This window comes from Hyphomicrobium facile (assembly GCF_900116175.1).
Lineage (GTDB): Bacteria > Pseudomonadota > Alphaproteobacteria > Rhizobiales > Hyphomicrobiaceae > Hyphomicrobium_B > Hyphomicrobium_B facile.
This window is the reverse complement of record NZ_FPCH01000003.1, coordinates 821,927-834,987: the sequence shown is the minus strand read 5'-3', so window position 1 is coordinate 834,987 and position 13,061 is coordinate 821,927. Positions and strand designations below refer to the sequence as shown.

Sequence of the window (13,061 nt, the reverse complement as noted above, 5' to 3'; positions counted from 1 at the left end):
GTCGCCCTTAAGCCAAAGCCTAATCGCTATGACCCTGCCGGCCGCGAAATCCGAGACGTCTATCGAATCGCGATGCGCGGAATGCGGACTGCGAATGACGGGCCAACGCCGCGTCATCGCCCAGGTGCTCTCGTCCGCCACCGATCATCCCGACGTCGAAGAGGTGCATCGCCGCGCCCATACGATCGATCGCAGAATTTCGCTCTCGACAGTTTATCGCACGCTCAAGCTGTTTTCCGCGAAAGGCATTCTCGAACGGCACGAATTCGGCCACGGCCGTGGACGCTACGAAGCGGCGCCGCGCGAGCATCACGATCATCTCGTCGACATCGAGAGCGGCCGTGTGATCGAATTTTCGAATCCCGAAATCGAGGAGCTGCAGGAGCGCATCGCACGCGAACTCGGTTTCGAGCTGGTCGGCCATCGGCTGGAACTTTATGGCGTGCCGCTCGCGAAGAAGAAGCCTTCGAACCGGAAAGGCTAGCGACGCAATGGCAAACGGCTCACTTCGCGCCTCAGCCGTACTCGCAGCTTTCTTGGGCTTCACCGTGCCGCTGATGCCGGTGCAGGCACTCCTGTTGAAGATCGCCCCCAAAGCCGCACGGCGCTTTCCGAATTGGTACCACAACCAAGTTTGCCGGATACTCGGGATAACGCTCGAGATCGATGGCGCGGTCGTCGAAGACGCGCCCGTGCTCCTCGTTTGCAATCATACGTCCTGGCTCGACATCCCCGTGCTCTCGGCACTTGCGCCCGTTTCGTTCGTCGCCAAGCTGGAAGTCGGGGGCTGGCCCTTCGTCTCAGCGCTTGCGCGCCTGCAGCGCTCCGTATTCGTCGATCGGACGCGACGGCAGGCAACAGGCGATGCCGCAGCCGAAATCATGACGCGGCTGAAAGAGGGCGACACGATCGTTCTCTTCGCCGAGGGAACGTCGAGCGACGGCAATCGCGTGCTCCCGTTCAAAACGTCGCTGTTTGGAGCCGTCTCGGGCGCGGCCGCGCCGTCGGACCCGCAGGTCGTCGTCCAGACCGCAGCCGTCGTTTATACCCACGTCCGCGGCATTCCGTTGACGCGCGCCGACCGCCCACGCATCGGCTGGTACGGCGACATGGAGATGACGTCGCACGCCTGGGGCGTTTTGCAATCGGGGCCGATAACGGTCACGATCAAGGTCGGAGCACCGGTTCCCCTGAGCGAATTCAAGGACCGCAAGGATTTGGCCCTGAAGACCGAACGGGCGATCCGTACTGATGTTCTCGGCATCCTCCGCGGCCGCCCGGGCGATCCCGGCCTCGTTCCCGTCGAACCGTCTCAGGAAAGCCGCCGGCAAAAGCTCGCATTGCCGCAGGCCCGCAGCGAGAAATGGACATAAGCGCGTCTTTCTATGCTATGCGCTGGTCCTACGAGTTCATGAGCAAATAACACCATTTCGAGCCGGCTATTCACGTGCAGCGCGCAAACACGAAAACCTATTTTCTGAAGACGTTCGGCTGTCAGATGAACGTCTACGACAGCGAGCGCATGGCGGAGGCCTTAGCGCGCGACGGCTACAGCCAGACCGATGACGTGGGCAATGCCGATCTGGTGATCCTGAATACCTGCCACATCCGCGAGAAAGCCGCCGAAAAAGTCTATTCCGATCTGGGGCGCATCCGCGACATCAAGGACACGCGCAAACGCGACGGCAAGGAAACGGTGATTGCGGTCGCCGGCTGCGTCGCTCAGGCCGAAGGATCGGAGATCACGAGGCGTCAACCCGCGGTCGATCTCGTCATCGGGCCGCAAAGCTATCATCGGTTGCCTGAGCTGATCGTCCGCGCCGAAACCAAAAGCGAGCGCATCGTCGAAACGGAATTTCCGGGCGACGAGAAATTCACCGCGATGAAGGCGCCGCGCCGCATCTCTTCGCCGTCGGCGTTTCTCACTGTCCAGGAAGGTTGCGACAAGTTCTGCACGTTCTGCGTGGTGCCCTATACGCGCGGCGCGGAGTTTTCCCGTCCCGTCGCCAAGCTCGAAGCGGAAGCGCGAGAGCTTGCAGCTGCAGGCGCAAAAGAGCTGGTTCTCCTCGGCCAGAACGTCAACGCCTATCATGGCGATGCCCCATCGGGACGCGCCGTGGGCCTCGCGGAATTGATCCGCAGGCTGGCCGATATCGACGGCATCGAACGCATTCGCTACATGACGAGCCACCCGCGCGACATGAGCGACGATCTGATCGCCGCGCACGCCGAGGTGCCGCAGCTCATGCCGTTCCTGCACCTCCCCGTGCAGTCCGGCTCCGACCGCATGCTGAGGGCCATGAACCGCAAGCATCGCGCCGCGGAATACATCGATCTGATCGCACGCGTTCGCGCGGCCAGGCCGGATATCGCCCTATCGAGCGATTTCATCGTCGGCTTCCCCGGCGAAACCGAAGAAGACGCCGAAGAGACGATCGCGCTCGTAAAGGCCGTCGGCTTTGCTCAGGCCTTTTCGTTCAAATACAGCCCGCGGCCCGGAACGCCCGCCGCCAGCCTCGAAGTCCAGGTGCCCGAGGACGTGAAGACCGGGCGGCTGCATCGGCTCCAGGCACTGCTGGATGAGCAGCAGGGCGCCTTCAACGCCAAGACGCTCGGAAGCACCATGCCTGTGCTTTTCGAGCGCCCTGGGCGCAACCCAGGTGAATTCATCGGCAGGTCACCCTATCTACAGCTTGTCCATGCGGTAGGAGATGGCAATTTCACAGGCCGGACGGCCAACGTGGCGGTAACGGAAACCCGGCGCGTCAGCCTGTCAGGTGTCATACCTGCAGCATAAGCGGGTTATACTGATCCAGATCGGTTGTCGTTTGAGGTTGGCTGTGCGTTAACCACACCGGAGCATGCCGAACCTCTTTGTCACATGCTAACGTTGGGATAGTGGTCGATTCGAATTTGAGAGATACGGCTAGAAGAGCACGAGCAACCAGCAAGGGAGTGTCAGGATTGGCAGCATTCCGCGGGTCCTCCGCGTCGGCCTCGAAACGGCCCAATAAGCCGGAATTCGAAGATGCTCGCGTCGTTGTACCCTTTGAAGACAATCGGCTGCTCACGCAGTTGCTTGGGGAATACGACAGCCACCTGGCCCTCATAGAAGACCGTTTAGGTATCGACGCGCATGCCCACGGCAACGTCGTCATCCTGACGGGACCGGCAACGTCCTGCGCCAATGCGCGAAGTGTGCTGGAACGCCTCTATTCCCGAATTGCAAAAGGCGAAACGATCGGCCCCGGCGATATCGACGGGCTGATCCGTCATGCCCGCGCCGAAGGAACCGCGTCCGAGGGACAAGCCCAAGTCGCCACGCGCCGCCGCGTCGTCAAAGCGCGCACGCCGACACAAAGCACCTATATCCGCTCCATCGATAAGCACGACCTCGTATTCGGTCTCGGACCGGCAGGCACCGGCAAGACCTATCTCGCCGTTGCTTTCGCAGCCCAGTGCCTCGAACGCGGGCTTGTCGAGCGCATCATCCTTTCGCGTCCCGCCGTCGAAGCAGGCGAGCGCCTCGGTTTTCTGCCAGGCGACATGCGCGACAAGGTCGACCCATATCTGAGGCCGCTCTACGATGCCCTTTATGATGTTCTGCCGCCCGAAAAGGTCGAGCGCGATATCGAAACCGGCGTCATCGAAGTTGCGCCGCTGGCGTTCATGCGTGGCCGTACACTGGCCAACGCTTTCGTCATTCTCGACGAAGCCCAGAACACGACCAGCATGCAGATGAAGATGTTTCTGACCCGCATCGGCGAAGGATCGAAAATGGTCGTGACGGGCGATCCGTCGCAGATCGATCTACCGCCGGGAACGAAGTCGGGTCTCGTCGAAGCCGTCGATCTGCTCGGCGATGTGGACGACATCTCGATCGTGCGGTTCCTCGCCGGCGATATCGTCCGTCGTGATCTTGTCGCCAAGATCGTCGATGCCTACGATCGGCCGAAGGACATCTGACTCCAAAAACCCATGCCGCCGTCTGAAAAAGTATCTGCTCCGGTCTTCGAGATCGAAATCGTCGAAGATGACGGCGACTGGTCACGCGTCAGCAACCTGGATGGCGTCATCGAGGACGCCGCCCGCGCGGCAATTCTCGCGGGCAGCGACGGCTTGCAAACGGCGTTCGTGACCATCGCCCTATCCTCCGACGCCATCGTCGCCGATCTCAACGAACGTTTCCGCGGCAAAGCTAAGCCCACGAATGTATTGTCTTTTCCAGCTGGCGGCGACGCTTCTGACGCCCAGCTCGGCGATATCATCATGGCGTTGGAAACCGTTGAACGCGAAGCCCTGGAACAGGGCGTGCCGTTCGAACACCATGTGCAACACTTGGTGGTGCATGGCGTGTTGCATCTTTTAGGTTATGATCACGAGACGACCGCGGACGCGGAACGTATGGAAACCATTGAAATTGAAATACTTTCTAAATTGGGCGTTGCAAATCCCTACACGGGCGCACTGGAAACCGGTACAAATGAGTGACCGGACTTCCACCCATGGCCATGACCGACAACACACAGCATAAGACAGTGTCCGACACCCTAGACGACGACAGTCGATCCTTCGGTCCGCACGGCTGGCTGCAGACGGTTCGCGCCAAGCTTGGACTTGTCGTGCCCCAGAATGTCCGCGACGCACTCGAGGGCGCTCTCAAGACCGGCACTTCGGCGAACTTCACCGACGCCGAACGCAAAATGCTCGAACGGCTCCTGCGCTTCGGCTCGAGCCGCGTCGCGTCGCTGATGATCCCGCGCGCGGATATCACCGCCCTCGACGAGGACGAGCCGATCTCCGAGCTCCTTCAGACATTCAATGAGGCCGGCGTCTCGCGCATACCGCTCTTCCGCGAAACGCTCGACGATCCGCGCGGCATGATTCACATCAAGGATGTGCTTCGTTGGCTAATGGCGGAAGCGACGGGGCAGCCCGTCAAAAATGCCAAGACCGATCCGGACGCCGAGAAGCCCGCGGCTAATTTGTTCGATCTCAGAAGCGTCGATCTCAGCCGTCCCATCACGACGGTAAAAATTCGCCGGCAGATCCTCTATGTGCCGCCGTCAATGCCCGCAGTCGATCTGCTCATCCGAATGCAGTCGACGCGCATCCACATGGCCCTCGTCGTCGACGAGTACGGCGGCACCGATGGCCTCGTCACGATCGAGGACCTGATCGAACAGGTCGTCGGCAACATCGAGGACGAGCACGACGATGACGAGGAAACCAACATCGTCGTCGATCCGAAGCTCGGCATCGTCGCCGTCGCCCGCACGCCGATAGAAGAGCTTGAGAAGCATCTCGGCGTAAAGCTGGTGCCCGATGACGAAGAGACCGAAGTCGACACGATCGGCGGTTTGATCTTCTCGATGCTCGGGCGCGTCCCGGCGCGCGGCGAACTCATCCGTCACCCGACCGGTGTTGAGTTCGAAGTGCTCGACGCCGATCCCCGGCGCGTGAAAAAACTCAAGGTCCATCCGCCGCGCGCGCCCGTCACCAACACGAAGTCTTTGCCTGAAACGCCGAAGGCGTGATGGACGCCACAATCGCAAATCCGCAGCGGATATCGGGCATTCGCACCGGTATAATGGCGCTTCGCGGCTGGCGGCGAATGCTCGCAGCCTTCGTTGCAGGCGGACTTTCGGCGCTGTCGTTCGCGCCGATTTTCGCCTTCCCGATTCTCTTCCTGACGTTGCCCGTCTTCGTGTGGCTCATCGACGGCAGCACCAATTGGCGTCGCGCATTCACAGCCGGTTGGGCGTTCGGCTTCGGCTATTTCTTTTTCAATCTCTTCTGGATCGGCGAAGCCTTCCTTGTGGAAGCCGACAAGTTTGCGTGGCTCCTGCCGTTCGCAGTGACGCTATTGCCCGCAGGGCTTGCGCTGTTCTGGGGTCTCGCCGCCGCAGCCGCGCGCGTCTTCTGGTGCGAAGGCATCGGCCGCGTTTTCGTCTTCGCCATAGCGCTTGCCGTCGCCGAATGGCTGCGCGGACATATCCTGACCGGGTTCCCCTGGAACCTCGTCGGTTATGCGCTGACGTACCCTCTGCCGCTGATGCAGAGCGCGGCGCTCTTCGGCGCCTATGGGCTGACCGCAATCGCGCTGTTCGTATTCCCGGCGCCGCTCGTGGCACTCGGCGACAGCCGCGGTCCGCTTTCGCTGCGGAAGATCGGTGCCGCCGCAGCGCTCGCAGCAGTGCCCATCGGCCTCCTCCTCGCCTATGGCCTCTGGCGATTAGCGGCGCCGCAAACGTTTGTGCCCGATGTAAAGCTCCGGATCGTACAGCCGAGCGTTCCCCAGCGCGAAAAATGGATGTCGGAATATCAGCGCCGCATCTTCGACGATCACATCGCGCTCTCGCTCGAAAACCCGGCGGGAGAGAAGGATTCGCTTCAGGGAATCACGCACCTCATCTGGCCGGAAGCGGCCATGCCCTTCTTCCCGCTGGAAGCGCCCGTCGCCCTCGACATTCTGGCGAATATTCTGCCCCCGGGAACGACGCTCATCACGGGCGCCCTCCGCCACGACCCGTCACCAGCCCCCGGCACAGCCGCTGCACCCGATGCCCGCGCGCTGAACAGCATCCTGGTCTTGAACGAGCGCGCCGAACCGCTGGCGACCTACGACAAGATCAATTTGGTCCCGTTCGGCGAATATGTGCCCTTGGAAGCCGCGCTTTCCAAGGTCGGCATCCAAAAGCTCACGCACGGCCGCGGTTCGTTTGCGGTCGGCCCGGAGCCCCGGCCGCTGATGACGATTCCGGGCCTGCCGCCCGCTTTGGGCCTCGTCTGCTACGAGGCCCTCTTTCCCGGAAACATAGTCCAGGGAAGCCAAAGGCCGGGCGTTCTGATGAATGTCACGAACGACGGCTGGTTCGGCGCATCGACCGGCCCCTACCAACACTTCCACCAGTCGCGGGTTCGCGCCGTGGAGGAGGGCGTCCCCCTCGTCAGGGCGGCGAATAACGGCATTTCCAGCGTCGTCGACCCCTACGGACGCACGCTCCAATCGCTGGGATTGGATGTGCGGGGTCAGATAGATAGCGCCCTGCCGGAGGCCATTTCTCCGCCTCTCTACGCAAGGCTTGGCGACTGGACCTTGGCGCTCATTCTGGCAGCTTTCGCGGGGGCCGCTTTCCGATTTCGGAAAAATGGTCGTTAATCAAAGTGTTGAAGTCAACTTGTCGCGGAGGCGGTCAAACATTGACGCCCGTCTCCCGTGCACCTAGGAAGTGCAGAGCCTTTCTCGATGGGAACTGGTGGCTGTACGCGTGATGGTGAACGAAATATCTATCGAAGACGAAACAAGCGAAGAAACGCCGAAAGGTTCTCGTCGCGCTAATCCGATGGACGTCCATGTCGGCTCACGCGTGAGACTGCGGCGGATGCTTCTCGGGATGAGCCAGGAAAAACTTGGCGAGCATCTCGGACTGACATTCCAGCAAGTCCAAAAATACGAGAAGGGCGTCAACCGCATCGGCGCGAGCCGGCTGTTCGATCTCGCCCGCGTTCTCGGCGTACCGGTGCAGTTCTTCTACGACGAGGCCCCGCTGGGCGCCCACGCCGCAAGCGTTCAGATGCCAGGCTTTGCTGAGACCCAGCCCGACGAAAGCTATGTCGTCGACTTTCTTGGCACGCGCGAAGGGCTCGAGCTGAACAAAGCCTTCGCGCGTATCACAGATCCGAAGGTGCGCCGCTCGATCGTCGATCTCGTTCGCGCGCTGGCTGGCGAAGAAAGCTGAAGCGGAGCTTGAGCACTTCGATATTCGGCTGAGCCTCCAGTTTGGCAGAAGGGTCGCTAGGTCGCGGCCAGTTTGGCGCGCGGCCGCACGCGCTGGCTTGACCGAATCCACCAAGATTGCGACAAACCGGCGCTTTTCAAGCGGCCGGCATGACAGGCATTCGAAGACAACCGGCAACGATCGCCGAGACCTAATTTTTCAACACGGGGGCCACAGTGGCGCGCAAGTCCTTCCTTTTCACGAGTGAATCCGTCTCTGAAGGTCACCCGGACAAAGTCTGCGATCGCATTTCCGATGAAGTCGTCGACGCGTTCTATCGCGAAGGCGCCAAGGAAGGCCTCGACCCGTGGAGCATCCGCGCCGCCTGCGAAACGCTCGCGACGACGAACCGTGTCGTCATCGCCGGTGAATCGCGCGGCCCCAAAAGCGTAACCGTCGCCGCCATCGAGGACCTGACGCGCAAAGCCATCAAGGATATCGGCTACGAGCAGGAAGGCTTCCACTGGGCGAACTGCAACATCGAAGTTCTGTTGCATTCCCAGTCGGCCGACATTGCAGCCGGCGTCGACGCCAAGCAGCCGACGAACCAGGAAGAAGGTGCGGGCGACCAGGGCATCATGTTCGGGTACGCCTGCAACGAGACGCCGGAATTGATGCCGGCGCCGATCTACTACGCACACAACATTTTGCGCGACCTCGCAATCGCCCGCAAAGCCAAGCAGGGCGATGCCGCTAAGCTCGGCCCGGACGCCAAGAGCCAGGTCACCGTTCGCTATGAGAACGGCAAGCCGGTTGGTGTCACCCAGATCGTCGTCTCGCACCAGCACATCGTCGAGGATTTGAGCTCGCGTCAGGTGCGCGAGATCGTCGAACCCTACGTCCGCGCGGCGCTCCCCGACTCTTGGATTTCGAAAGACACCGTTTGGCACATCAACCCGACGGGCAAGTTCTTCATCGGCGGCCCCGATGGCGACACCGGGCTGACCGGCCGCAAGATAATCGTCGACACCTACGGTGGCGCAGCGCCCCACGGCGGCGGCGCATTCTCCGGTAAGGATCCGACGAAGGTTGACCGCTCCGCAGCGTACGCCGCGCGCTATCTCGCGAAGAACGTCGTTGCGTCGGGCATCGCGGACCGCTGCACGATCCAGCTGTCGTACGCCATCGGCGTCGCCAAGCCTTTGTCGATTTACGTCGATACCCACGGCACGAGCAAAGTCGATGAAGCCGCGATCGAGAAGGTGCTCGGCGAAGTCATGGATCTGACGCCGCGCGGCATTCGCAGCCATCTCGATCTCAACAAGCCGATCTATGCCCGCACCTCCGCTTATGGACATTTCGGCCGCCCGGCTGAAAAGGACGGCGGCTTCTCGTGGGAAAAAACGGATCTTGCCGCCAAGATCGCCAAGGCCGTTTCCTGACGCTAACGAACCGGGCCTGTGAGATTCAAAGGCGGCTGCGCAAACGGCCGCCTTTCCTTTTTGATGTGATGTAACGCGCAAATGTCGGCCGACGACCACGAATTGAGATCATTTGGACGAAGGCGCGGGCGAAAGCCGAGCGCGCGCCAAGTCTCGCTTTTGCGCGAAGATCTGCCCCGGTTTTCGTTTGACCCCGCGAAGCCGCCGGAAGGCTTCCGGCAGAATTGGCTCGAAATCGGCTTCGGCGGCGGCGAGCACCTCCTCTGGCAGGCCCGCCAGAACCGCGACGTTGCGCTGATCGGCTGCGAACCCTTCGAGGACGGCGTCATCAAGGTTTTGACCGCCGTCACCACCGAAAACTTGGAAAACGTGCGCGTTCACATGGGCGACGTGCGCGAAATTTTGAAGTCCGTCGCCCCGGGCACGATCGATCGCGCCTTTATCCTCTTTCCGGACCCCTGGCCGAAGCGAAAGCATCGAAAGCGCAGGCTGGTTAATTCTTCCCTGCTGAAACTTTTAGCGCGCGTCATGCGGCCGGGCGCCGAACTGCGCATCGGCACCGATATCGGCGACTATGCCCGCACGATGCTTGAAGCTTTTGCGACGGAACCGGCCTTTGAATGGCAGGCAGCGACCCCCGCCGATTGGCGTGATCGCCCGCTCGACTGGCCGGAAACGCGCTACGAGGCGAAGGCGGTGCGGGAAGGTCGCCGGCGCTATTATTTCCGCTTTCTGCGCCGATAGCGGCAACCGAGCCTTGCACAAAGGCGAAATCTCGCCTATTTAGCAGTCATTCCAATAACACGTCGATCCGATAGAGAGTGGACCGCAAGGCCCGCTCCGGACGAACTTTAAGCTCGGGAACGCCATTGCAGGATACCATCGCCAACAGCTCGGCATCGCCGTCGGAACAGAATTCCGATACCGGCCGCTTTCTGCGCGAGACAGGTCTTGCAGCAGACGTTGCAGCTGTTGTCGAACCCGTGCTCGAAGATCTCGGCTTCCGGTTGGTCCGCGTAAAGATTCAGGGCGACGGCCGCGACCGCACCGTCCAGCTCATGGCGGAACGTCCCGACGGCTCGATCAACGTCGACGACTGCGAAGCGATCTCGAAAGCGCTTTCGCCGGTGCTCGATGTCAACGACCCTGTTTCGGGTGCCTATCGCCTCGAAGTTTCATCGCCTGGCATCGACCGCCCGCTCGTTCGCCCGAGCGACTTCGAGGATTGGTCGGGTCACGAAGCCAAGATTGAGCTGAATGAAGCGATCGACGGTCGTAAAAGGTTCAAGGGCGTGCTCGAAGGTTTCGAGGACGGCGAAGTCCGGATCAAAACCGATACCGGCGAGCATGGCGTTCAGCACCTCGGCCTGCCGGTTCATTTGATATCCGACGCCAAACTCGTTCTGACGGACGAACTTATTCGCGAAGCACTACAACGCGCCAAAGAGCGCCATTCCAATCGGCCCGGTGACGGCGCCGAACTCGACGAAGACGACCTGGAGGATTGACCTATGGCCATGGCAGGCATCAGTGCCAACCGGCTCGAACTTCTGCAAATTGCAGATGCCGTCGCGCGCGAGAAGACGATCGACAAGAAGATTGTCATCGAGGCGATGGAAGACGCCATCCAGAAGGCCGCTAAGTCGCGCTACGGAGCCGAGAACGACATCCGCTGCGAGATCGACCCGAAGACCGGCGAAGCAAAGCTGACCCGCGTCCTCGCAGTCGTCGACGAAGTCGAGAACGACGCGACGCAGATCAACGTCCAGGACGCCAAGAAGCGCAACCCGGATGCCAAAGCCGGCGACATGATCGCTGAAACGCTTCCCCCCTTGGAATTCGGCCGCGTCGCTGCCCAGAATGCCAAGCAGGTCATCGTCCAGAAGGTTCGCGAAGCCGAACGTGACCGCCAGTTCTCCGAATACAAGGACCGCAGCGGCGACGTCATCAACGGCACCGTGAAGCGTGTTGAGTACGGCAACGTCATCGTCGATCTCGGCCGCGCCGAAGGCATCATCCGTCGCGACGAAATGATCCCGCGCGAAAACGTTCGCCTCGGCGATCGCATCCGCGCCTACATCTACGAAGTTCGCCGCGAGCAGCGCGGCCCGCAAATCTTCCTGACGCGCGCTCGCCCTGAATTCATGTCGATGCTCTTCCGCGCCGAGGTCCCCGAGATCTACGACGGCGTCGTCGAGATCAAGTCGGTTGCCCGCGATCCGGGAAGCCGCGCGAAAATCGCTGTGATCTCGAAGGATTCCTCCATCGATCCGGTCGGCGCTTGCGTCGGTATGCGCGGCGCTCGCGTGCAGGCCGTTGTGAACGAGCTGCAGGGCGAGAAGGTCGACATCATCCAGTGGAACCCGGACGCGGCGAGCTTCATCGTCAACGCGCTCGCGCCCGCTGAAGTCACCAAGGTCGTTCTCGACGAAGATTCAAATCGCATCGAGGTCGTCGTTCCCGAAGCCCAGCTATCGCTCGCGATTGGCCGCCGTGGCCAGAACGTGCGCCTGGCCTCGCAATTGACCGGCTGGGACATCGACATCCTGACTGAGCAGGAAGAGAGCGAACGCCGCCAGAAGGAATTCGCCGAGCGCACACAGCTTCTCATGGATTCGCTCGACGTCGACGAGGTCATCGCCCAGCTTCTCGTGACCGAAGGTTTCGCGACGATCGAGGAAGTGGCTTACGTCGATATCGCCGAAATCGCGCACATCGAAGGTTTCGACGAGAACACCGCCGAGCAGATCCAAAGCCGCGCTCGCGAATATCTCGAGCAGCAGGAAGCCGATCGCGATGCGAAGCGCCGTGAGCTTGGCGTCGCCGACGAGTTGGCCGAGATCCCTGGCATCACGACCGCGATGATGGTCGCGCTCGGTGAAAACGGCATCAAGACCGTCGAAGATTTCGCCGACTGCGCGACCGATGAACTCATCGGCTGGACCGAGCGCAAGAAGGACAAGGACAAAGAAAAGGACAAGGACGGCGACGCGCGTCACGCTGGCTTCCTCGATGGGTTCGAGCTGTCGCGGACGGACGTCGAAAACATGATCATGGCCGCTCGCGTCCACGCGGGCTGGATCAAAGCTGAAGATCTCGAAAAGCCCGCTAGCGACGACGAAACCGAAGCTGCCGGTACCGGCAGCGTCGGCGCCGAAGGCTAACGGGAATGTCCGGAGAGGCAACAAACAGGCGTGATGGCAAAACGGCAAAATCGGCCTACGCAGAACCGGACGGAGCAAGGCTCCGTCCCGGGTTCCGAGCGGCTGTGCGCTGTCACGCGCCGAGCCCTTGATCCGGAAAACCTGATCCGCTTCGCTTTGTCGCCGGACGGGATAATCGTACCGGATCTCGACCGGCGTTTGCCGGGCCGCGGCGTCTGGGTCGGCTGCGAACGGGGCCTCATCGAAAAGGCTGTTTCGACACACGCCTTCTCAAAAAGCCTTAAAATGAAGGCCGAGGCCCCGGTAGATCTTGCAGAACGAGTAGATGATCTTATCGTTAAGCGCGTTGCGGGAATGCTGTCCCTCGCCAATAAGGCGGGCAGCGTTATCGCTGGATTTGAAAAAATTTATGCCGCGCTCGAGAAGAAGCCAGTAAGAGCGATACTCCATGGCTCTGATGCGGCCTTGGACGGACGAAGTAAAATTGATCGAAAATACAAGGCCATTCAGGCCAGCCGGGGCGCTCCTGCCGCAATTGTCGATGTTCTGACCATTGCGCAAATGAGCTTGGCCATTGGCCGCGGAAGTGTGGTACATGCTGCCCTCACTCCCGGAGGACTGTCGGATCGGTTTCTGGAAGAGGCGGAGCGGCTTCTGCGCTACCGGTCTTCTGCGATTGAGGCCACCCCAGTGGCCACGGACGAAATTTCTGAACTATCTAGCTGAAGGCTGAA

13 protein-coding genes are annotated in these 13,061 nt (G+C 61.1%); all 13 read left to right on the top strand.

What is annotated here, in order from left to right; genetic code table 11:
* Positions 1 to 28 precede the first annotated feature (28 nt).
* The 13 genes from BM399_RS17090 (at position 29) to BM399_RS17030 (ending at position 13,053) form a co-directional block, all read left to right on the top strand.
* The gene (locus BM399_RS17090) at positions 29 to 484 is read left to right on the top strand and encodes a Fur family transcriptional regulator (RefSeq protein ID WP_092868922.1); all 456 of its coding nucleotides are present in this window, start codon (positions 29 to 31) and stop codon (positions 482 to 484) included.
* Positions 485 to 491: 7 nt separating this feature from the next.
* Positions 492 to 1,373, top strand: a complete 882-nt coding sequence (olsA, locus tag BM399_RS17085; RefSeq protein ID WP_092868921.1) for a lyso-ornithine lipid O-acyltransferase — start codon at positions 492 to 494, stop codon at positions 1,371 to 1,373.
* A gap of 74 nt (positions 1,374 to 1,447) precedes the next feature.
* The gene (miaB, locus tag BM399_RS17080; protein ID WP_092868920.1) at positions 1,448 to 2,797 is read left to right on the top strand and encodes a tRNA (N6-isopentenyl adenosine(37)-C2)-methylthiotransferase MiaB; all 1,350 of its coding nucleotides are present in this window, start codon (positions 1,448 to 1,450) and stop codon (positions 2,795 to 2,797) included.
* Positions 2,798 to 2,964: 167 nt separating this feature from the next.
* Positions 2,965 to 3,966 (top strand): PhoH family protein, encoded by a 1,002-nt coding sequence (locus BM399_RS17075; protein ID WP_092868919.1) that lies wholly within the window; start codon positions 2,965 to 2,967, stop codon positions 3,964 to 3,966.
* 12 nt (positions 3,967 to 3,978) lie between these two features.
* Entirely contained in the window at positions 3,979 to 4,491 is a 513-nt protein-coding gene (ybeY, locus tag BM399_RS17070) for an rRNA maturation RNase YbeY (RefSeq protein WP_092868918.1), read from the top strand.
* Between the two features lie 14 nt (positions 4,492 to 4,505).
* Complete coding sequence (locus tag BM399_RS17065; protein WP_092868917.1) at positions 4,506 to 5,537, top strand: hemolysin family protein; 1,032 nt, start codon at positions 4,506 to 4,508, stop codon at positions 5,535 to 5,537.
* Positions 5,537 to 7,162, top strand: coding sequence for an apolipoprotein N-acyltransferase (gene lnt / locus BM399_RS17060; RefSeq protein WP_092868916.1), 1,626 nt, complete (start codon positions 5,537 to 5,539; stop codon positions 7,160 to 7,162). Before BM399_RS17065 ends, lnt begins: the two co-directional genes overlap by 1 nt.
* 112 nt (positions 7,163 to 7,274) lie before the next feature.
* Positions 7,275 to 7,742, top strand: coding sequence for a helix-turn-helix domain-containing protein (locus BM399_RS17055; protein ID WP_092868915.1), 468 nt, complete (start codon positions 7,275 to 7,277; stop codon positions 7,740 to 7,742).
* Between the two features lie 215 nt (positions 7,743 to 7,957).
* Entirely contained in the window at positions 7,958 to 9,163 is a 1,206-nt protein-coding gene (gene metK, locus BM399_RS17050) for a methionine adenosyltransferase (protein WP_092868914.1), read from the top strand.
* Positions 9,164 to 9,322: 159 nt separating this feature from the next.
* Entirely contained in the window at positions 9,323 to 9,907 is a 585-nt protein-coding gene (trmB, locus tag BM399_RS17045; protein WP_244531321.1) for a tRNA (guanosine(46)-N7)-methyltransferase TrmB, read from the top strand.
* A gap of 125 nt (positions 9,908 to 10,032) precedes the next feature.
* Entirely contained in the window at positions 10,033 to 10,671 is a 639-nt protein-coding gene (rimP, locus tag BM399_RS17040) for a ribosome maturation factor RimP (RefSeq protein ID WP_092868912.1), read from the top strand.
* A gap of 3 nt (positions 10,672 to 10,674) precedes the next feature.
* Positions 10,675 to 12,327, top strand: coding sequence for a transcription termination factor NusA (gene nusA / locus BM399_RS17035; protein WP_092868911.1), 1,653 nt, complete (start codon positions 10,675 to 10,677; stop codon positions 12,325 to 12,327).
* A 33-nt stretch (positions 12,328 to 12,360) separates the two neighbouring features.
* Positions 12,361 to 13,053: an RNA-binding protein gene (locus tag BM399_RS17030; protein WP_092868910.1), complete on the top strand. Its 693-nt coding sequence runs from the start codon at positions 12,361 to 12,363 to the stop codon at positions 13,051 to 13,053.
* Positions 13,054 to 13,061 lie beyond the last annotated feature (8 nt).